The organism is Brachybacterium sp. GPGPB12, assembly GCF_038396325.1.
GTDB classification, from domain to species: Bacteria; Actinomycetota; Actinomycetes; order Actinomycetales; family Dermabacteraceae; genus Brachybacterium; species Brachybacterium conglomeratum.
Genome location: NZ_CP149573.1, coordinates 1,637,437 through 1,655,213 on the forward strand (window position 1 = coordinate 1,637,437; position 17,777 = coordinate 1,655,213).

At 72.1% G+C, this 17,777-nt stretch carries 18 protein-coding genes, 4 tRNA genes and 6 pseudogenes; 13 read left to right on the forward strand and 15 right to left on the reverse strand.

Annotated elements, in window-relative coordinates:
• Window positions 1-137: 137 nt before the first annotated feature.
• Complete coding sequence (locus WKH84_RS09485; protein WP_341856456.1) at window positions 138-761, reverse strand: ATP-binding cassette domain-containing protein; 624 nt, start codon at window positions 759-761, stop codon at window positions 138-140.
• 135 nt (window positions 762-896) lie between these two features.
• On the opposite strand from WKH84_RS09485, the gene WKH84_RS09490 reads away from it, so the two are divergent.
• The 4 genes and pseudogenes from WKH84_RS09490 (at window position 897) to WKH84_RS09505 (ending at window position 2,718) form a co-directional block, all read left to right on the forward strand.
• Complete coding sequence (locus WKH84_RS09490) at window positions 897-1,256, forward strand: hypothetical protein (protein ID WP_341856457.1); 360 nt, start codon at window positions 897-899, stop codon at window positions 1,254-1,256.
• A complete protein-coding gene (locus tag WKH84_RS09495) occupies window positions 1,256-1,525 on the forward strand; it encodes a hypothetical protein (protein ID WP_341856458.1) in 270 nt (89 codons plus the stop codon). Before WKH84_RS09490 ends, WKH84_RS09495 begins: the two co-directional genes overlap by 1 nt.
• Complete coding sequence (locus WKH84_RS09500) at window positions 1,462-2,052, forward strand: histidine kinase (protein ID WP_341856459.1); 591 nt, start codon at window positions 1,462-1,464, stop codon at window positions 2,050-2,052. Before WKH84_RS09495 ends, WKH84_RS09500 begins: the two co-directional genes overlap by 64 nt.
• A pseudogene (locus WKH84_RS09505) lies at window positions 2,034-2,718 on the forward strand (response regulator transcription factor). The gene WKH84_RS09500 and the pseudogene WKH84_RS09505 overlap by 19 nt, the downstream one beginning before the upstream one ends.
• A gap of 178 nt (window positions 2,719-2,896) precedes the next feature.
• On the opposite strand, the gene WKH84_RS09510 reads toward WKH84_RS09505, so the two are convergent.
• Complete coding sequence (locus WKH84_RS09510; RefSeq protein WP_341856460.1) at window positions 2,897-3,262, reverse strand: metallopeptidase family protein; 366 nt, start codon at window positions 3,260-3,262, stop codon at window positions 2,897-2,899.
• 153 nt (window positions 3,263-3,415) lie between these two features.
• Here WKH84_RS09510 and WKH84_RS09515 point away from each other — a divergent pair.
• The 5 genes and pseudogenes from WKH84_RS09515 to WKH84_RS09535 all read left to right on the forward strand — a co-directional run bounded on the left by WKH84_RS09515 (window position 3,416) and on the right by WKH84_RS09535 (window position 7,120).
• Window positions 3,416-3,488, forward strand: a tRNA-Glu gene (locus WKH84_RS09515).
• A gap of 107 nt (window positions 3,489-3,595) precedes the next feature.
• Window positions 3,596-3,669, forward strand: a tRNA-Asp gene (locus WKH84_RS09520).
• A 73-nt stretch (window positions 3,670-3,742) separates the two neighbouring features.
• Complete coding sequence (locus tag WKH84_RS09525) at window positions 3,743-4,765, forward strand: zinc-binding dehydrogenase (protein ID WP_341856461.1); 1,023 nt, start codon at window positions 3,743-3,745, stop codon at window positions 4,763-4,765.
• A gap of 207 nt (window positions 4,766-4,972) precedes the next feature.
• Window positions 4,973-5,048, forward strand: a tRNA-Phe gene (locus WKH84_RS09530).
• Window positions 5,049-5,443: 395 nt separating this feature from the next.
• Window positions 5,444-7,120: pseudogene (locus WKH84_RS09535) on the forward strand (formate--tetrahydrofolate ligase).
• Between the two features lie 132 nt (window positions 7,121-7,252).
• Here WKH84_RS09535 and WKH84_RS09540 read toward each other — a convergent pair.
• The 11 genes and pseudogenes from WKH84_RS09540 to WKH84_RS09590 form a co-directional block, all read right to left on the reverse strand.
• Window positions 7,253-7,843, reverse strand: a complete 591-nt coding sequence (locus WKH84_RS09540) for a monovalent cation/H(+) antiporter subunit G (protein ID WP_341856462.1) — start codon at window positions 7,841-7,843, stop codon at window positions 7,253-7,255.
• Window positions 7,840-8,478 (reverse strand): monovalent cation/H+ antiporter complex subunit F, encoded by a 639-nt coding sequence (locus WKH84_RS09545; RefSeq protein ID WP_341856463.1) that lies wholly within the window; start codon window positions 8,476-8,478, stop codon window positions 7,840-7,842. Before WKH84_RS09545 ends, WKH84_RS09540 begins: the two co-directional genes overlap by 4 nt.
• Window positions 8,475-9,014 (reverse strand): Na+/H+ antiporter subunit E, encoded by a 540-nt coding sequence (locus WKH84_RS09550; RefSeq protein WP_341856464.1) that lies wholly within the window; start codon window positions 9,012-9,014, stop codon window positions 8,475-8,477. Before WKH84_RS09550 ends, WKH84_RS09545 begins: the two co-directional genes overlap by 4 nt.
• A pseudogene (locus tag WKH84_RS09555) lies at window positions 9,011-10,590 on the reverse strand (Na+/H+ antiporter subunit D). The gene WKH84_RS09550 and the pseudogene WKH84_RS09555 overlap by 4 nt, the downstream one beginning before the upstream one ends.
• A gap of 407 nt (window positions 10,591-10,997) precedes the next feature.
• Complete coding sequence (locus WKH84_RS09560; protein ID WP_341856465.1) at window positions 10,998-11,243, reverse strand: NADH-quinone oxidoreductase subunit K; 246 nt, start codon at window positions 11,241-11,243, stop codon at window positions 10,998-11,000.
• A 55-nt stretch (window positions 11,244-11,298) separates the two neighbouring features.
• The gene (locus tag WKH84_RS09565; RefSeq protein WP_341856466.1) at window positions 11,299-11,838 is read right to left on the reverse strand and encodes an MnhB domain-containing protein; all 540 of its coding nucleotides are present in this window, start codon (window positions 11,836-11,838) and stop codon (window positions 11,299-11,301) included.
• Window positions 11,741-12,070, reverse strand: a complete 330-nt coding sequence (gene mbhE, locus WKH84_RS09570; RefSeq protein WP_341856829.1) for a hydrogen gas-evolving membrane-bound hydrogenase subunit E — start codon at window positions 12,068-12,070, stop codon at window positions 11,741-11,743. The genes WKH84_RS09565 and mbhE overlap by 98 nt, the downstream gene beginning before the upstream one ends.
• Window positions 12,004-12,417 carry a hydrogenase subunit MbhD domain-containing protein gene (locus WKH84_RS09575; protein WP_341856830.1) on the reverse strand — a complete coding sequence of 138 codons (414 nt, stop codon included), beginning with the start codon at window positions 12,415-12,417 and terminating at the stop codon, window positions 12,004-12,006. The genes mbhE and WKH84_RS09575 overlap by 67 nt, the downstream gene beginning before the upstream one ends.
• Before the next feature lie 525 nt (window positions 12,418-12,942).
• On the reverse strand, window positions 12,943-13,314 hold the full coding sequence (locus WKH84_RS09580; RefSeq protein ID WP_341856831.1) for a proton-conducting transporter membrane subunit: 372 nt from the start codon (window positions 13,312-13,314) through the stop codon (window positions 12,943-12,945).
• Between the two features lie 28 nt (window positions 13,315-13,342).
• A pseudogene (locus tag WKH84_RS09585) lies at window positions 13,343-13,786 on the reverse strand (proton-conducting transporter membrane subunit); the annotation flags it as partial.
• Window positions 13,690-14,160, reverse strand: coding sequence for a hypothetical protein (locus WKH84_RS09590; protein WP_341856467.1), 471 nt, complete (start codon window positions 14,158-14,160; stop codon window positions 13,690-13,692). The pseudogene WKH84_RS09585 and the gene WKH84_RS09590, both read right to left, overlap by 97 nt.
• A 147-nt stretch (window positions 14,161-14,307) precedes the next feature.
• Here WKH84_RS09590 and WKH84_RS09595 point away from each other — a divergent pair, with 147 nt between their 5' ends.
• A complete protein-coding gene (locus tag WKH84_RS09595; protein WP_341856468.1) occupies window positions 14,308-14,634 on the forward strand; it encodes a hypothetical protein in 327 nt (108 codons plus the stop codon).
• A complete protein-coding gene (locus WKH84_RS09600; RefSeq protein WP_341856469.1) occupies window positions 14,616-15,653 on the forward strand; it encodes an MFS transporter in 1,038 nt (345 codons plus the stop codon). The genes WKH84_RS09595 and WKH84_RS09600 overlap by 19 nt, the downstream gene beginning before the upstream one ends.
• A 42-nt stretch (window positions 15,654-15,695) precedes the next feature.
• Here WKH84_RS09600 and WKH84_RS09605 read toward each other — a convergent pair whose 3' ends face one another.
• On the reverse strand, window positions 15,696-15,947 hold the full coding sequence (locus WKH84_RS09605) for a hypothetical protein (RefSeq protein WP_341856470.1): 252 nt from the start codon (window positions 15,945-15,947) through the stop codon (window positions 15,696-15,698).
• Window positions 15,948-16,515: 568 nt separating this feature from the next.
• Window positions 16,516-17,091, reverse strand: a pseudogene (gene dcd, locus WKH84_RS09610) (dCTP deaminase); the annotation flags it as partial.
• Window positions 17,092-17,239: 148 nt separating this feature from the next.
• On the opposite strand from dcd, the gene WKH84_RS09615 reads away from it, so the two are divergent.
• Both WKH84_RS09615 and WKH84_RS09620 read left to right on the forward strand, forming a co-directional pair.
• Window positions 17,240-17,310: transfer RNA gene (locus WKH84_RS09615), tRNA-Gly, on the forward strand.
• A 204-nt stretch (window positions 17,311-17,514) separates the two neighbouring features.
• Window positions 17,515-17,649 (forward strand): annotated as a pseudogene (locus WKH84_RS09620) (TetR/AcrR family transcriptional regulator); the annotation flags it as partial.
• Window positions 17,650-17,777: the final 128 nt, after the last annotated feature.

Consider the following 17,777-nt stretch of genomic DNA (forward strand, 5'->3'; position numbering starts at 1 on the left):
CGGCGCGCGGCTCGAAGGCGATGCCGTGAGCGTCCAGGGCGCGGCGCGCGCCGCCTGGTCCAGCGCGGCGACGCGGGTGCCGGTCACGGCGGTGAGCTCCTCGAGCGGACCCTCGCGCACCAGGCGCCCCTCGGAGATCACCACCAGCCGGTCCACGGTCGCCTCGACCTCGCGCGCTGGTGGCTGGAGAGGAGCACGGTGCCGCCGGCGTCGGCGAAGGAGCGCAGCAGGCGGCGCATCCAGCGGATCCCCTCGGGATCCAGCCCGTTGGCGGGCTCGTCGAGCACGAGCACCGAGGGATCGCCCATGAGCGCGACGCCGATCCCGAGCCGCTGACGCATGCCGTAGGAGTAGCCGCCCACGCGCTTGGTCGCGGCCTGCTCGAGACCGACGGTCTCGAGCACCTCCTCGGCGCGGTCGCGCGGCATCCCGAGGGTGCGGGCGGTCAGGCGCAGGGTCTCGATCCCGGTGCGGCCGCCGTGGAGAGCGCGCGCGTCGAGCATCACGCCGACGGTGCGGGCCGGAGACTCCAGCGCACGGTAGCGGCGGCCTCCGATCAGGGCCATGCCGTCGTCGGCCTCCGCGAGACCGGTGAGGATCCGCAGGGTCGTGGACTTCCCCGCCCCGTTGGGGCCGAGGAAGCCGGTGACCGTGCCGGGGCCGCAGGAGAAGGAGAGGGCGTCGACGGCGGCGCGGGCGCCGTAGCGCTTGCTCAGCGCACGCACCTCGAGGGTCGGGGCGGTGGCGGTGGTGGAGGTCATGGCCTCACGCTCCTCCCCCGCCGCGGCGCGGCGACAGCGACCACGGGTCCGTGCGCGGGCGACGAACGTCGGCTCCTTGACGGTCCCCGTCCGACGATGGTCGCCGGCCCCATCCCATGCGGCGGCGCGGCCCGAATGCGCCGCTACAGTGACCGGGTGGACCACCCAGGAGCGCCCGCCCGTCGTCGCTGGCAGGAAGGGCTGATCGTCGTCGCCGTCGCCGCGGAGGCGGCGGCGACGACGCCGCTCGCCACCTCCGCGATCGGCCGCTGGCAGGGCGTCGTCGCGCCGCTGCTGGGCGTCGCGTCGCTCGCCCGGCACCGGCACTGGCCGTGGCTGCCGCCGCTGGTGCAGATCGCCAATGCCTTCTCGGGCTCGATCACCGTGCTGATCATCGCCACGTACACCTTCTCCACCCGCTGCCCGAACCGCATGCTGACGTCGCTGTTCGCGCCGCCGCAGCGGGCACCGCCACGCTCACCCCGCTGCTGCTGATGGGCGACCAGCCCGAGGCGGCGCTGATGACGATCGTGCTGACCACGCTGGTCGTGGCGGCGTCGACCTCGATCGGCCTCTACACGGCGGTGCGGCGCGCGCGGCGCTGGCGGAGCCGCGGGAGCGGGCCGAGCAGGCGGAGTCCGGACGGGCCGTGGCCGAGGAGCAGGCCCGACGTGCCGAGCGCACCCGCATCGCCCGCGAGATGCACGACATCGTCGCGCACAAGATCTCGCTGGTCGCCCTGCAGGCCGGGGCGCTCGAGGTGAACCCCGACATGGGCCGCGAGCAGGTCCAGCAGTCCGCCTCCCTGATCCGCGGCACCGCGACCACGGCGCTGTCCGAGCCGCGGGAGGTGCTGGGGGTGCCGCGCGGGGACGAGGAGCAGGCGCCGCTGGCCCCGCAGCCCACCTGGGAGGACGTGCGGCGCCTGGTGACCACCTCGCAGGAGGCGGGGGTGTCGGTGGACCTGTTCGACTTCATCGACGACCCGGTCCCCGATCCCCTGGCGCGCACCGCCTTCCGCGTGGTCCAGGAGGGCCTGACCAACATCCACAAGCACGCGATGCACACCCGGGCACGGGTGGCGCTGATCGGCGAGCCCGGCACCGACCTCGTGATCGAGGTCAGTAATGTGCTCCCCAAGGGGTTCACGACGGATCTGCCGGGGGCCAGGATGGGCCTGTCCGGCATCGAGACGCGGGTGACCCATGCGGGCGGGTCCATCACCTCGGGCCCGACCGACGACGGACGATTCGAAGTGAGGGCGGTGATCCCGTGGCCGACGGCGACGTGACGCGCGTGGGACTGATCGACGACGACTCCCTGGTCCGGGCCGGGCTGGCGATGATCCTCGGTGCCGATCCGGGGATCGAGGTGGTGGGTCAGGGGGCCGACGGCTCCGAGGCGGTGCCGCTGGTGCAGAAGCACCGGCCCGACGTCTTCGCTGATGGACGTGCGCATGCCCACCCTGGACGGGATCGCGGCGACGAAGGCGGTCACCGCGCTGACCGGCGCACCGAAGATCATCATGCTGACCACCTTCGACATGGACGAGTACGTCTTCCAGGCGCTCGAGGCCGGCGCCAGCGGGTTCCTGCTCAAGGACACCCCGCCGCAGGACCTCGCCCGGGCCGTGCACGTGGTCGCCGGCGGCGAGGCGATGCTCTCCCCCACCGTGACCCGCCGGATGCTCTCCCACTTCTCCGACGCGAACCCGGGCTCCCGGCAGGAGCGCCACCCGGGCCTCGACCAGCTCACCGAGCGCGAGACCGAGGTGCTCGGCGCCGTCGGGGCGGGGCTGTCCAACGCCCAGATCGGGATGCGGCTGTTCATGAGCGAGGCGACCGTGAAGGCGCACGTCTCGAAGATCTTCGCGAAGCTCGACTGCACCAACCGCGTGCAGATCGCGATCATCGCCCACGAGGCAGGGCTGACGGACCTCGACACCGATCAGCTCTGAGGGGCTCCTACCCCCAGCTCGATCGGCTGATCTCCTACCGGCTCGTCCCTCGCCAGTACGTCGATCAGCCTGCTCGCATCCCGCTAATCTCCTACCGGCTCGTCCCTCGCCAGTACGTCGATCAGCCTGCTCCCATCCCGCTGATCTCCTACCGGCTCGTCCCTCGCCAGTACGTCGATCAGCCCCAGCCCAGCTCGTGGAGGCGCTCGTCGCTGATGCCGAAGAGGTGGCCGAGCTCGTGCAAGACGGTCACCGCGATCTCGCGGACCAGGTGCTCGCGGGAGCGGGCGTGGCGCCGCAGCGGTCCGCGGAAGACGAAGATCCGGTCCGGCTGGCGGAAGCCATCGAACACGGAGCGCCGATCCAGCGGCACCCCCTCGTACAGGCCCAGCGGCTCGGCGCCGCGGGACTGCTCGGGCGTCGGCTCCTCCTCGATGAGGATCGCGACGTTCGCCTCCCCGATCGCGCGGGCGATCTCGTCCGGCAGCGAGTCCAGGGCGTCGTCGACCGCCTCCTCGAACTCCTCGCGGCTGATGTGGATCATGCGGTCATCGAACCACGCCCGCCCGCGCCATGGGGCCGTCGGTCTCCGCGCCGAGCGGATCCGTGTCGGATAGGACGCACCTCGCCCGAACCCGCGAGCGTCGGTGCCCGGCCCGCGGGTATGCTCTGGCACGGGCGGTTCCGACCGCCCAGGGCCCCCATCGTCTAGAGGCCCAGGACACCGGCCTTTCACGCCGGCGACACGGGTTCGAATCCCGTTGGGGGTACTGCTCCGCCGAGGTGCGAGGCGGCTCACAGCGAAAGTGGTCGTGAGCCCCGGAAACCTCCGGTAGAGTTATCCGAGTCGGAAGGCGAGAAGCCGGAAGACACGAGAGGCCCTGTAGCTCAGTTGGTTAGAGTGCCGCCCTGTCACGGCGGAGGTCGCCGGTTCAAGCCCGGTCAGGGTCGCCCCTCGAGAAGGCCCCGGAGCATCGCTCCGGGGCCTTCTTCGTGCCCTTGCGGATCTGCGTACGCTCGAGGCATGAGCACCGACCTGCAGAACCGCCGGATCCGCCTCGCCTCCCGCCCGCACGGCGAGCCGGTCCCCTCCGACTTCCTCCACGACAACGCCCCCGTCCCCTCCCCCGGCCCGGGCGAGGCGTCGCTGCGCACCCTGCACATCTCCCTGGACCCGTACGTGCGCGGCCGGATGAACGATGCGAAGTCCTACGCCGCTCCGATGGAGGTCGGCGACGTGATCGTCGGCGGCACCGTCTCGGAGGTCGTCGAGTCCGCCGACGACTCCCTCGCCCCGGGCGACGTGGTCCTCGGCTACGGCGGCTGGCAGGAGTACAGCGTCGAGGAGGTCGCTGGGCCGCGCCGCCTCGATCCCGCGGCCGCGCCGGTCACCACCGCCCTCGGCGTGCTCGGCATGCCCGGCTTCACCGCCTATGCGGGACTCACCGCGATCGGGAAGGTGCGGCCCGGGAGACCCTCGCCGTCGCCGCGGCGGCGGGTCCCGTCGGCTCCGCGGTCGCGCAGATCGCCCGCCTGCGCGGTGCCCGCACGATCGCGATCGCCGGCGGCGAGCGGAAGGTCGCGGCCGCTCGAGGAGCTCGGCGTCGACGTGGCGCTCGACCACCGCGCCCCGGACCTGCCGGGCCGGCTCGCCGCGGCGGCACCGGACGGCATCGACGTGTACTTCGAGAACGTGGGCGGCGCGGTATGGGACGCAGTGTCGCTGTCGCTGAACGAGTTCGCGCGCGTGCCCGTGTGCGGGCTCGCCGCGAACTACAACGCCACCTCCCTGCCCGAGGGCCCCGACCGCAGCGGCGCCCTGATGGGCCAGGTTCTCGCCAAGAGCCTGACCCTGCGCGGCTTCATCCAGCGCGAGTTCGCGCCGACGATGTTCGAGGACTTCCAGCGCGAGATGAGCGCCTGGGTCACCGCCGGCGACGTGCGCTATCACGAGGACGTCACCGTCGGGCTGGACAGGGCACCGGAGGCCTTCGTCGGGATGCCGCGCGGCGACAACCTCGGCAAGGCGCTGATCACGCTGTCCTGACTCGCGCCCGACCCGCCCCGGGGTGCCGGGCAGGCCGCGGAGGCGGAGCGGCTTGGGCCGCGGAGCGGCTTCGGGCGCGGGGTGGCTCGGGCCTGTGCACCCCGAGCCCCGGGCCGATCGCCGTGGTCTGCCTCTCACCGGGGCGGATCCGGTGCGCACCACCGCGCAGGGGCTGTTACGCTTGTCCTCGGTCGTCACGACGACCACGGCTCTGTAGCTCAGTTGGTAGAGCGTTCGACTGAAAATCGAAAGGTCACCGGATCGACGCCGGTCGGAGCCACCACCACGAAGCCCCCTGGTCCGCCAGGGGGCTTCGTCGTTCCCGAGCACGGTGCGATTGGTCATGTGATGGCGTATGGCGTACCTCTATGCCTATATAGGCATAGAGGTCGCTGTGGCGCCGGTGACCGACCACGATGCTGTCGGCCTGCGCCGGTCCCGCGATCCATCGCGCGCCCGTGTCCCCGGCCGCCGGACGGCTGGGCGGTCACACCGCTCGGGGACGACGCGCGACGAACGGGCCGACAGGGCGGTCGGGACTCCGCGTCGCGGCCCGATGACCGGGCGCCGCCCCTCCGACGAGGCGCGGCATATGCCCAGAATCTGCCCCGTAAGGTGGGCCACGACCCTGCCCGGACGCCGATGCCCGGGTGAGAGACCACGAAGTGGAGGACGATGATGTCAGCCGACAACCCTGATCTCGCCATCGCCCAGGCGGCGACCCTGGAGCCGATCACGGAGATCGCCGAGCGCGCGGGCGTGCCCACGGAGGCGCTCGTGCCCTACGGCTCCTACAAGGCCAAGGTGGATGTGCGCCAGATGACCCCGAGCGGGAAGCAGGGGCGCCTGGTGCTGGTCTCGGCGATGTCCCCGACCCCGGCCGGCGAGGGCAAGTCCACCACGACCGTGGGCCTGGCCGACGCGTTCTCGCTCATGGGCCACCGCACCATGGTCGCGGCCGCGCGAGCCCGCGCTCGGCCCGATCATGGGCATCAAGGGCGGCGCGACCGGCGGCGGCCACGCCCAGGTGGTGCCCATGGAGGACATCAACCTCCACTTCACCGGCGACTTCCACGCGATCCAGATCGCGAACAACACCCTCGCCGCCCTCGTGGACAACCACATCCACCAGGGCAACGCTCTGGGCATCGACCCGCGCCGCGTCCAGTGGAAGCGCGTGGTCGATGTCAACGACCGCGCCCTGCGCAGGACCGTGATCGGCCTGGGTGGCGCCACCCAGGGCGTCCCGCGCGAGGACGGCTTCGACATCGTCGTCGCCTCCGAGATCATGGCCGTGCTGTGCCTGGCCACGGACCTGAAGGACCTGCAGGAGCGGATCGACCGGATCGTCGTGGGCTTCACCTACGACCGCAGGCCCGTCACCGTCGAGGACCTCGAGGTGGGCGGCGCGATCACGATGTCGCTGAAGGACGCGCTGTCGCCGAACCTGGTCCAGACCCTCGGCGGCACCCCCGCGCTCGTGCACGGCGGCCCCTTCGCGAACATCGCCCACGGCTGCAACTCGCTGGCCGCGACCCGGCTCGCGCTCTCGCTCGCGGACATCACCGTCACCGAGGCGGGCTTCGGCTCCGACCTCGGGGCGGAGAAGTTCCTGGACATCAAGGCGCGGGTGGGCGACCTCGCCCCCGACGCCGCGGTCGTGGTCGGCACGGTGCGCGCGCTGAAGATGCACGGCGGCCTCGCCAGGACCGACCTCGCGATCGAGGACATCGAGGCCGCGGCGCGCGGCACCGAGAACCTCGCCCGCCACGTCGAGAACCTGCGCAAGTTCGGCCTCGAGCCGGTGATCGCGCTGAACCGCTTCCCCACCGACACCGAGGCCGAGCTCGAGGCGGTGCTCGACTGGGCGAAGCAGACAGGGCTTCCGCGCCGCGCTGTCCGAGGTGTGGGCGAAGGGCGGCGAGGGCGGCCGCGCCGTCGCCGAGCAGGTCCTCGCCGCGATCGAGCAGGACGAGCCCGACTTCCACCACCTCTACGATCCCGCCGACGGGATCGAGGACTCCCTGCGCACCCTCGCCCGCGAGGTCTACGGCGCGAAGGACGTGGTCTTCGAGGACCGTGCGCCGGCGCAGCTGCGGATGCTGAGGCGCAACGGCTGGGACACCCTGCCGGTCTGCGTGGCGAAGACGCAGTACTCGTTCTCCGACGATCCCTCCGCGCTCGGCGCCCCGACCGGGCACGTCGCCGCACGTGCGCGATCTGGTGCCGAAGATCGGGGCGGGCTTCGTCGTCGCGCTCACCGGGGCGATCATGACGATGCCCGGACTGCCCAAGGAGCCGGCCGCCCTGCGCATGGGCGTGACCGAGACCGGGGAGCCCATCGGTCTGTTCTGAGCCGGGCCGGTCCGGGACGCCCTGCGCGTACCGGACCTCCGCTCCCCGGCACGGCGACGCCCGTGCCCGCTGATCGCGGGCACGGGCGTCGTCGTCGGTGTCGCTTGTCTGTGTCGTCGTCGGCGTCGCCGGTCAGCGCCGCTCGTCGCGCTCGGCGACCTCCCCGGCCTCGAGCTCGGTCTCGTCCTCGAGGTCGATGTCCAGCCCGTCCTCGTCCTCGACGTCCGCGGCGCCGCCCTCCGGCTCCTCCCAGTTCCGTCCGGTGAGGGGCGCGACGGTGTCCGTGACGACGTTCTCGGGGAACAGCTCATGGCCGCCTCCGTGCAGGTCCTCGTGGTCGTCGTCCGGCTCGTCGACGAAGCCGTCCTCGTCGTCATCGTCGTCGGACGGGGTGGCGAGCCGCTCGCTGAGCTCGTCGATCGCGTAGTCGCCGCCGCGCACGAAGCCGCGGCGGAAGGCGGCGCGCCCCACCATCACGCTCGCGACGGGGACGGTGAGCATCTGCGCGAGCAAGACGACCAGCAGGAACGCCGCGACGCTCCACGACCTCGCGGCCAGCGCCGCCCCGGCGAAGACCAGGATCAGGCCGAGCACCTGCGGCTTGGAGGCGGCGTGGATGCGCATCAGCACCCCGTCGAAGCGGTTCAGCCCGATCGCGGAGAGGACGCCCAGCAGGAGTCCGGCGCCGATCAGCACCGACGCGATGATCTCGACCGCGCTCATCGTGCACCTCCCGTCGGACCGTCCGCGAGCCGGTCGTCGTCCTCGAAGCCCCGGTCGCCCGCGTCGGAGCCGTCCGTCGTGCCGTCGAGGCCGAAGCCCTCCTCGGAGCCGTCGTCGGCCTCCTCCGCCGGGTCCGCCGCCCCGAGCACGCGGGCGTGCTCGTCCTCGGGCACGAGGGCGCCGTCCTCGGAGGCGGTGCCGGCCTCTTGACCGAACCCGTCCTCGCCGACGAAGCCGTCCTCGGAGACGAAGCCGCCCTCGGTGGCGAAGCCGTCCTCGGAGGCGGAGTCGGTCTCGAGGTGGATCGCCTCGTGCGGCCCGGTGTCCGCATCGGGCTCCTGGGGATGGGGGCGGCGCCGGCCCTGCATCGGGTCCTCCCGCGCGACGAAGCGCGCGAAGGTCACGGTGCCGATGAAGGCGAGCCCGGCCAGGCTCAGCATCGCAGGCCCCGCCCAGGCCGCGCCGGAATGCGCGACGTGGAGCGCCATGCCCATCACCACGAGGGTGACCAGGGAGTCGCTGGAGATCGCACGGTCCAGGATGGTGGGGCCCACGATCATGCGGTACACGATCGCGAGGCCGGCGAGGGCGAGGATCACGGCGTAGACCACCAGGACGACGTCGAAGGCGCTCATCGCAGACCCGCCTCCTCGAGGATCTCGCGGCGGCCGACGGCCCACAGCAGGCGCTCCTCCTGCGCCCGCACGCTCTCGCGGGCCTTCTCCACGGCCTCCGGGGTGCCCGCGTTGAAGGTGTGCAGGAACAGGGTGCCGGTGGCACGGCGCGCCTCGACCACGACCGAGCCCGGGATCAGAGTGCACAGCACGCCCGTGAAGGTCAGGAAGAAGTCCGAGCGGGAGGCCATCTGCACCGCGATCACGGAGCTCGGGGGTCGCGGGCCCGGACGCACCGCGAACCAGCCCACCTGCACCGCCGAGATCGCGCAGTCGGTCACGAAGCGCAAGACGAAGAGGGTGAAGCGCACCGGGCGCAGGGTCAGCTCGTGGCCGGTGGGCGGCATCGGGAAGAGCACGAAGACGAGCACGGCCACCAGGGCGCCGCCGAGCACGTTCTTCAGGTCGACCCCGCCCCACAGCAGGCACCACAGGGCCACGGCCGTGAGCACCCACAGCCAGGAGCGGCGCAGGTCGCGGATCCGTCGCGAGATCATCCGTCCACCTCCACGGCCACGCCGTCCTCGATCCGGTGGCCCTGGTCGTCGATCCGGTAGCGCAGGTCCCCGGCCGCCTCGTCACCGAGCACCGCACCCACGTAGGGGGTGCGCCGCAGGACCGAGTGCGCGGCCTCGTCGGCGTAGTTCATCAGCGGGCCAGCGAAGACGGTCAGCGCCAGGGAGAAGGCGATCATGGCGGTGGTCGCGCCGGTCATCACCTTCGGCATCGGCACGTCCCGGGCGATGATCTCCTCGCTCGGCTCCTGCCAGAAGGCGCGGTTCCAGATCTTCGCGATCGCGTACAGGGTCAGCAGGCTGGTGATGACGCTGACGGCGATGAGGATCCACCCGGCGGTGTTGTCATAGGCGATGCCGGCCTCGATCAGGCCGACCTTGCCGATGAAGCCGGAGAACGGCGGGATGCCGGCGAGGTTCATCGCGGGGATGAAGAAGAGCACCGCGATGAGCGGGGCGAGCTTCTGGAGTCCGCCGAGCCGGATGAGGTTGGTGGTCCCTCCGCGGTGCTCGATCAGCCCGGCGGCGAGGAACAGCGTGGACTGCACGGTGATGTGGTGGGCGACGTAGTAGATCGTCGCGGCCATCCCGAGCTGGGTGACCATGCCGATGCCGAACAGCATGTAGCCCATGTGGGAGACCAGCGTGAAGGACAGCACGCGCTTGAGGTCCGTCTGCGCGACGGCGCCCAGGATCCCGATGAACAGGCTCAGCCCGGCCGCGGCCAGCAGCAGGTTCGAGATCTGCGAGAAGGGGAACAGCGGCGTCTCCAGGCGCAGGATCGCGTAGATGCCGACCTTCGTGAGAAGCCCCGCGAAGACCGCGGTGACCGGTGCGGGCGCGGTCGGGTACGAGTCGGGCGACCAAGCGCTCAGCGGGAATATCGCGGCCTTGATCGCGAAGGCGACCAGCGACATCAGCTCCAGGATCATGCGGGTGCCGGGCTCGAGCCCGTCCAGCCGCACCGCGAGCTCGGCCATGTTGACGGTGCCGGCGGCGGCGTAGATCGCCGCGATCGCGGACAGGAAGATCACCGAGCTGAGCACGGAGACGATCACGTAGGTGGTCGCCGCGCGGACGCGGCTCGCGGAGCCGCCGAGGGTGAGCGAGCACGTAGCTCGAGGCCAGCAAGCACCTCGAAGCCGACGTAGAGGTTGAACAGGTCCCCGGCGAGGAACGCCATGGACACGCCCGCGACGAGGGTGAGGTAGGTGGGGTGGTAGATCGCCACCGGCGTCCGCTCGACGTTCTCGCTCACGCTCTGCGCGCTCGAGTAGACGAGCACCGCGAGGGTGACGAAGCTCGAGACGGTCAGCATCAGCGCTGTCAGGCGGTCCGCGACCAGCACGATCCCCAGCCGCGGGGTCCAGTTGCCGATCTGCAGGACCAGCACGCCCTCCTGGGTGACGTGCCAGGCCAGCACCAGCGCGATCGCGAAGATCGCCAGCGGCGTGACCACCGCGAGGCCGAGCTGCAGCCGGGTGTGGTGGCGCGCGAGCAGCGTGATCGCGGCGCCGACGAGCGGCGGCATCACGGGCAGGGCGAGGAGCGGCTCCATGCTCAGATGTCCTCCTCGTCGCTCGTGCGGTCGCGGATCTCGTGGCGCGCCGCCACGGCCTCCCCGCGGCGGAGCTCGCGGCGGCGGCGCGCGCTCTCGCGCAGCGAGTCGGCGTCGCCCTCGTCGGCTTCCGTCGCGTCCTGGGGGACGTCCTCGGCGCTGGTGAGGTCCGAGCCCAGCGGGTCGTCGTCCTCGTCGTCCAGCCCCTGGGACTGGGCGAGCGCGCCGCGCCGCGCCTCCTCGCTGAGAGCCTGCGACCAGGGCAGGCGCTCGGCGTCCTCGCTGCGACGCCGGCGACGGCGCGGCGACGCGCCGGTCCTCGACGTCGTCGGGGACCTCGTCGTGGCCGAACAGCCGCCAGGCCCGGTACGCGAGCGCCATGCCGAAGGCGGTGATGCCCAGCGAGATCACGATCGCGGTGAGCACCATCGCGAAGGGCGCGGGTCGGTCATCTGCTCGGGGTCGCCGCTGCCCTCGAAGGGCGGGGTCCCGATCGGTCCGGCGGCGACGATGAACAGGAGGTTCACGCCGTTCCCGGCGAGGACGAAGCCGAGCACGATGCGGGTCAGGGTGCGCTCGAGCACGAGATAGATGCCGCAGGCGATGAGCACCCCGGCGGTCAGGAGGAGGGCGAGGCTAACGGGCATCGGCATCGGCCTCCTCGTCGCTGGTCGATCTGGGCGCCGAGGGAGCGCAGGAAGTCGAGCATCACTCCGACCACCACGAGGTACACCCCGAGGTCGAACAGCGGCGCCGTCGGGAATTCCAGCTCGCCCAGCAGCCGGCACGTGCACCACGGGCGTCGCCTGGGAGAAGACGTTGGCGCCGAAGAGGACGGGCGGCGACCCCGGAGATCACCGCGAGCGCCATGCCGGCGCCGAGCACGAAGCCGGCCTGGACCGGGGCGGCCTCGGTGAGCTCGTAGCGCCCCCCGGCGAGATAGCGCACCGCGAGGGCCAGGCCCGCGACGAGGCCGCCCGCGAAGCCGCCGCCGGGCAGGTTGTGCCCGGCCATCAGCAGGTACACGGAGAACATCATCATCATCGGGAAGGCGATGCGGGTGATGACCTCCAGGATCACCATCCGCCGCTCGGGCGCGAGGGTCAGCCCGGCCGAGAGCCAGGTGCGCCAGCGGTTGCCGCCCGCGACGTCATCGGGGCGCGCATCGAAGTCGAGCGCGTTCTGCGGCAGGGCCGGGTCCGCGCGACGGCGCCAGATCGAGGTGCGCGAGGCGTCGAGGTCGCGCACGCGGGCGATGGGCCGCTCGCGCCGGGTCACGAAGATCAGCGAGGCGACGCCGGTGGCGACCACGAGCGAAGACGGAGATCTCGCCCATCGTGTCCCACACGCGGGCGTCGACCAGGGTCACGTTGACGACGTTGTGGCCGCCGCCGATCTCGTAGGCCGGCTCGATCAGGCCCGGGCCGAGGGCCTCCCGGTAGCGGGCGTCGGCGGCGTACAGGGCGCCGCCGCACAGCACGAGCGCGGTCGAGATCGCGATCGCCCATCGGCCCCAGGCGCCGATGCGCGCGGCCGGCGCGAGAAGTGCGGCGGCAGGCGGCGCAGGACGAGCACGAGCACGACGGTCATCGCGGTCTCGACCAGCACCTGGGTGGTGGCGACGTCGGGAGCGCCCGCGATCAGGAAGAGCACGGCCACGCTGTAGCCGGTGACGGTGATCAGGAAGACCGCCCGCAGACGGCGCCGGGAGCGCGCGGCGCCGATCGCCGCGAGCGCCGCGACGGGCAGGACGATCAGCTCGACCGGGTGCTGGAAGAGCACCAGGTTGTCCGGCGGCGGCGACTGGGTCAGCGCGACCGGGGCCACCAGCGCCAGCAAGCACCACGAGCATCGTGCCCAGGGTGTAGGGCAGCGAGCCCCGCTGGAACAGGGGCGTGATGATGATCGAGAGCTTGTCGACCGTGCGCAGGATCCGGCGGAAGCCTCGCTCGGCGTCGAGCACGTCGAGCGCCGGCTCGGGTGCCCAGGCCAGCGGGGAGACCGCCTTCTGGAGCAGCGCCACGGGCCGCGGGATCAAGCACAGGACGATGCCCAGGCCGAGGGTGATCACCGAGGCGAGCAGCGGAACTCCCAGGTGCGGGACGACCACGAGGTGGATCCCCTCCCCCGTCTCCGGGAGCACCGAGGCGTAGGTGCGAAGCATCTCCTCCAGCGGCGAGGTCAGCACGATCAGGGCGAGGGACGCCGCGGTGATCAGCGCGGGCGCGAGCAAATACAGCGGGGTGATGCGCACGGCGGCGACGCGGGGGGCGCCGGGCGCCGGGCCGAAGGCACCGCGCACGAAGCGCCAGGAATAGGCGACGGTGAGGACGGATCCGGCGACCAGCGCGATCAGGAGCAGGCGCGCCAGCCGCCCGCGTACCAGAGCGCCGAATAGATCGACTCCTTGGCGACGAAGCCGTACAGCGGCGGGACCGCGGCCATCGAGGCGGCCGAGAGCGTGCCGATCACCGCGAGGACGGGCGCGACCCGGCCCACGCCGGAGAGGATGCGCAGGTCGCGGGTGCCGAACCGCTTGTCGATGATGCCCACGACCATGAACAGCGGCGCCTTGAACAGCGCATGGGCGATCAGCATCGCGAGCCCCGCGAGCACCGCGTCGTGCGTAGCCAGACCCGAGACCGCGGCGAGGAAGCCGAGCTGGGAGACGGTGCCGTAGGCGAGCAGCGAGCTTGATGTCCGTCTGCCGCGCGCGCGCGCCAGCCGCCCAGCGAAGCATCGTCGCCGCGCCGAGCACCGACAGGACGACCGTGATCACCTCGAGGTGGGTCAGCGCCGGCGCCATGCGGAGGATCAGGTAGATGCCCGCCTTCACCATCGCCGCGGCGTGCAGGTAGGCGGAGACCGGGGTCGGGGCGGCCATCGCGCCGGGGAGCCAGAAGTGGGTCGGCACGAGCGCGGACTTGCTGGTCGCGCCCGCGAGCATGAGCACCATGGCGGTGATCAGGAAGGGGCCGGCATCGGCCCACATCGGATCCGCGACGATCTCGGACAGGCGCAGGGTCCCCGCCTCGGCGGCGACCATCAGCATGCCCACCAGCATCGCCAGGCCGCCGGCGGTGGTGGAGATCAGGGCGTTCAGCGCCGCACGGCGGGAGGCCTGCTTGTCCTGGTAGTGGCCCACCAGCAGATAGGAGAAGACGGTGGTGAGCTCCCAGAAGGTGTAGACCACCATGACGTCGTCGGCCAGGACCAGACCCACCATCGCGCCGGCGAAGGCGGTGAGCACGCCGGCGAAGCGGCCCAGCCCAGGCTCGGAGTCCTTGAAGTAGCGCGCGCAGTACAGCGAAGCACCATCGCCCCGATGCCGGTGGCGATCAGGCCGAGCACCCAGCTGAGGGTGTCCAGGCGGAAGGCGAGGTCGATCCCGAAGGCGGGGATCCAGGGGACGGACACCTCGACCGGCGCGTCCCCGAGGGTGCGCGGATCGAAGGTCGCCAGCCACACGGCGGAGGCGGCGGGCACCACGGCCAGGGGGTAGAACGCGCCGCGCCCGATCCAGCGGACGAGAAGAGGAGCCACGAGCGCCGCCACCATGTGGGCGAGCAAGCATCGTGAACACGGAATCTCCGTCCGGCGCGGGGAAAGGGCCAGGTGCCATCCTACGCGAAGGGGCCGTCTCGTTCCTGGGGCTCCGCTGATCTCACAGCAGGCGGGGCCCGCGGCGCGGGGCTCGGCGCTCCGTAGAGTGTGGTCATGATCTCGCCCCGACGGCTCCGTCCCCCGGTCGTCCCCTTCGCACTGTGGGACGGCGGCATGTCCGCCTTCAGCTCCGTCATCCTCACCTTCGTCTTCGCCACCTACGTGGCCAGCGGCGTCGCTTCCGAGGGCGCGGTCGGCGAGGAGGCGATCACCGCCGCGCAGGCCCATGGCTCCCAGGTGCTGACCACCTGGCAGTCGATCGGCGCGGTCGCCGTCGCGCCGCTCGCCCCGCCGCTGGGCAACCTCGCCGACTCCGGCGGCGCCCGCAACGCCCTGCTGCGCGGATCACGACGCTCGCCACCGTGGCGACCGTCGCGCTGATGCCGCTGGTGAAGCTCGACTCCGACTACCTCACCCTCGGGGCGGTGCTGATCGCGCTCGCGGTCGTGTTCAGCGAGCTCGCGGGCGTGTTCGTGAACTCGGTGCCGCCGGAGATCTCCACCCCCGCGAACCGGGGACGGGTCTCGGGGACCGCCTGGGCGGTCGGCTACTGGGGCTCGATCGTGTGCCTCGGCCTGGTGCTGGTGCTCTTCGTGATGCCCGGGACGGGGATGCTCGGCATCACCGGCGAGGACGGCTGGAACTACCGGGCGATCCCCCTGTTCGTGGCGCTGTGGATCCTCCTCGGGACGCTCCCGCTGATCTTGCGCGCCCCGCGCCACGCGGCCACCGCGCCCGGCGAGCGCTGGAACCCCTGGCAGGGCTACGCCTCGATCATCCGCCGCGTGCTCCGGGCGGTGAAGGAGGAGCCGGTGATGCTCCAGTACCTGGTCGCCTCCGCGATCTACCGCGACGGGCTCGGCGCCGTGTTCTCGATCGCGGGCGTCCTCGCCGCGAACGCCTACGGCTTCGGGGCGGTGGAGATCATCGTCTTCGGCATCGCCGCGAACCTCCTCGCCGGCGTCGGGGTGTTCCTCGGCGGGAGGGTCGACGACCGCGTCGGCCCCCGCCCCGTGATCATCGCCGGCCGCACCGGCATCATCGTGCTGGGCCTGGTGGTGCTCGCCTTCGAGCCGACGATCGTGTTCTGGGTCGCGGGCCTGGCGATCTGCCTGTTCGTCGGCCCCGTGCAGTCCGCCTCGCGGAACCTGCTCACCCGGCTGTCGCTCCCGGGCCGGGAGACGGAGAACTTCGGCCTCTACGCGACGACGGGCCGGGCGCTCGGGTTCCTCGGCACCGCGGCCTTCGCCGCGACCGTCGCGCTCTCCGGCGAGACCCGCACCGGCATCCTCGGGATCGTGATCGTGATGGCGCTGGGCCTGGTGGCGTTCCTGCCGATCCGGCTGGGAGCGGCGGGCCGCGCCGCCGCGGCCGCGCGCTCGGGAGCCTCGACAGCCTGACCTGGATCACACCCCCGACCGGGTTCAGCCGCCGGAGCGGGATCAGGCGAGGTCGGCGGGGTCCACCAGGAGGCCGTCGAGGTCCAGGACGTAGCCGCCGACGCTCTCGGCGATCAGCCCGGCGATCACCCCGATGCGCCGGTACGCCTCCTGCCAGCGCTCCGCGGTCGGGGCGTCCGGCGTCTCGATCGCGTCCTCCTCCGGGTTCGCGGTGACGTGGACCAGCTGGTAGTCCACGGCATCGCCCAGCCATTCGAGGGCGCTGAGGGCGACGGGGCGGGCACTGCGCCCCACCCGCACCTCGATCACGTCGCCGCCGGGCGGCGGCGCGGTGAGCCCGTAGCCGGTGCGGGAGGCCTCCTCAGGGGCGCGGTCCAGCTCCGCCTCCGGCTCGAGCGGCGCGAGCGGCCTGGGCGAGGGACTCCGGCGCGAGGGCGTGAGGGCTCGTGACCGTCAGGTCCCGCACGTGGTACGGATGCGGCTCGAGGCGGACGTGGCCGTCGGTGACGACAGCGCCGTACAGACGCCGTGCGAGCGCCCAGGCCAGGTCGAGGCTCTCCCGCTCCACGCCGAAGGGCGGCCCCTCGGGGAAGGCGCGGCCGTAGCCGTGGGAGTCGACCATGCCCTCGGGCACGGGGTCCTCGCGCACCCGCGGGGTCTCCAGGGTCCAGCGGCCCGCGCCGCGCGGCGTCCGGTCGGGGACCAGACGGACGTCGTCCCCGATCGCGATCGCCCCGTCCTCGTCCTCCCGGGCGGTGGGGCGGACGTTGAGGATCATCGTGAGCACCTCGGCGGGGTCGGTGTCCCGCGGCGGCTGCAGACGATGGCTGGTGCGGACCGGCTCGGTCACTCGTTGCTCCTCCTGGAGGGGGATCCGGGTGCGATGGAAGTTCTGCGCCGAGCGGGAGGGCGTGGGCCCGCGCTGGCCGAGATAGCGGTTGAGGTTCCCGGCGCCGCCGTAGGGGTTCTGCGACGGGCTGGAGAGGCGGAAGAAGCACAGCTGGCCGATCTTCATGCCGGGCCACAGCGCCACCGGGAGGGTCGCCATGTTCGACAGCTCCAGGGTGATGTGCCCGTCGAAGCCGGGGTCGATGAACCCGGCGGTCGAATGGGTCAGCGACCCCAGCCGGCCCAGCGAGCTCTTGCCCTCCAGCCGGGCGGCGACGTCGCCTGGAAGAGTGATCTGCTCGTAGGTCGAGGCGAGCACGAACTCCCCCGGGTGCGGCATGTACGCCTCGTCGGGATCGACGGCGACCTCGCGCGTGAGGTCCGCCTGCTCGATCGAGGGATCGATCAGGGCGTGCTTGTGGTTGTCGAAGAGGCGGAAGAAGCGGTCGATCCGCACGTCCACGGAGGCGGGCTGGATCATCGCCTCGTCGAAGGGGGACAGCCGCACCCGTCCGGCCTCGATCTCGGCCCGGATGTCTCGATCGCTCAGCGAGCACGGCGACCAGACTAGCCCCCCACCGGCGCAGTGCGTGAGCTCGTCCCGAATCGTCCCGGTTCGCGGACCACTCCGGAGAGGGGGTATGCTGTCTCCCGTTCGCTCGGACAGCAGGCCTCCTGCTCCGGCCGGGCACCGTGTCGCGGGTGTAGTTCAATGGTAGAACTTCAGCTTCCCAAGCTGACAGCGCGGGTTCGATTCCCGTCACCCGCTCTCGCGACCAGAGCCGCGATCTCCGTCCCCGGAGGTCGCGGCTCCGTCATGTCCGGGGTCAGGTCCAGGATCACGTCCGAGTGGGCCCGCGCCCTCCTCCCGCCTCGCCCCCCCGCCGCGGCGTGACGCGTTCCGATCCCCGCCGCGCAGGGGTCTGCGGCTTGCGGGTTCTGTCGAACGTCCCGGTGAGTGTAAGAATGCGGCATGCCCAAGATCATCGGAGGGTCGCTCGAGGAGCACCGCGAACGCACGCGGGAGAAGATCTTCGCCGCCCTGGCCGAGCCGCTGGAGACCCAGGAGTTCGAGACCATCACCTTCTCCCGCATCGCGGCCGCGGCCGGCGTGGGCCGCACCGCGATGTACAACCACTTCCCCGACCGCGAGACGCTCCTGATCGAGTACGCGATCCACGAGACGACGGACTACATCACCCCAGTCGCGGGCCGGGGTCAGCGACTCGGCGACCC